Origin of the sequence: Verminephrobacter aporrectodeae subsp. tuberculatae At4 (genome assembly GCF_000193225.1) — a bacterium.
Taxonomy (GTDB): Bacteria; Pseudomonadota; Gammaproteobacteria; order Burkholderiales; family Burkholderiaceae_C; genus Acidovorax; species Acidovorax aporrectodeae.
In genome coordinates this window covers 1-932 of record NZ_AFAL01000217.1, presented here as the reverse complement: position 1 = coordinate 932, position 932 = coordinate 1, and the positions used below count along the sequence as shown (strand labels likewise).

Below are 932 nucleotides of genomic sequence, written 5' to 3'. Positions count from 1 at the left end.
CCTGATCGCGCGCTACAGCAGCGCCCATGCCGCGCAGGCCCCGGTGGCGGGTGGCATCCCCGGTGGGCCGCCGGCGTTCCTGAAGTACGGCGTCAGCGCCGACGAGGCCCACCGCTTTGGTCTGCCCTGCGGCGGCACGCTGGAACTGCTGCTGGAATACGACCCGGATCCGCAGCGGCTCGCCGAACTGCTGGCGCTGCTCGGGTCCGGACGCCTGGTGCAGCGCAGCGTGCGCCTGGCCGACGGCGCGGTCACCCTGTCTGCCGCGCCGGCCGCGGCAGACCTGGCGCTGGACGCGCAGCAACTGAGCAACACCTTTGGGCCCGAGTACCGCATGCTGCTCATCGGCGCCGGGCAACTGACCGAGTACCTCGCGACCATGGCCCTGTTCAACGGCTTTGCCGTGACCGTCTGCGACCCGCGTGAGGAGTACCGCAGGAGCTGGAGCGTGCCCGGCGCGCGCCTGGTCAGCGGCATGCCCGACGACGTGGTGCAGTCCTTCCAACCGGACCGCCGCAGCTGCGTGGTGGCGCTCACGCACGACCCCAAGCTCGACGACCTGGCGCTGCTCGAGGCGCTCGGCAGCGACGCCTTCTACGTCGGCGGCATCGGCTCGCGGCGCAACAACGAGGCGCGCCGCGCGCGCATGATCGGGCATTTTGGTCAGACCAGCGAGGGCCTGGCGCGGCTGCGCGGCCCCATCGGCATCTACATAGCCAGCAAGACCCCGCCCGAGATCGCCGTGAGCGTGATGGCGGAAATTCTTGCGGTCAAAAACGGCGTGCGCCTGCCGCGCGACGTGCAAGTGGCGCAGGCGAAGAACGAGCGCGAGCTCGCGCACAACGACCCCGGGGCGCAGGTCTGCGCAACGCGCTAGGACGCCCTGTGTCCTTGGGGCAGGGCAGGGCGGGCGGCTCCCCGTGGGCGCATCA

General features: G+C 71.5%; 1 protein-coding gene. It reads left to right on the top strand.

Features of this window, described 5'->3' with window-relative positions:
* Window position 1: 1 nt before the first annotated feature.
* Complete coding sequence (locus tag VTU_RS25960) at window positions 2–877, top strand: XdhC family protein (RefSeq protein ID WP_010102001.1); 876 nt, start codon at window positions 2–4, stop codon at window positions 875–877.
* The last annotated feature ends 55 nt before the right edge of the window (window positions 878–932 follow it).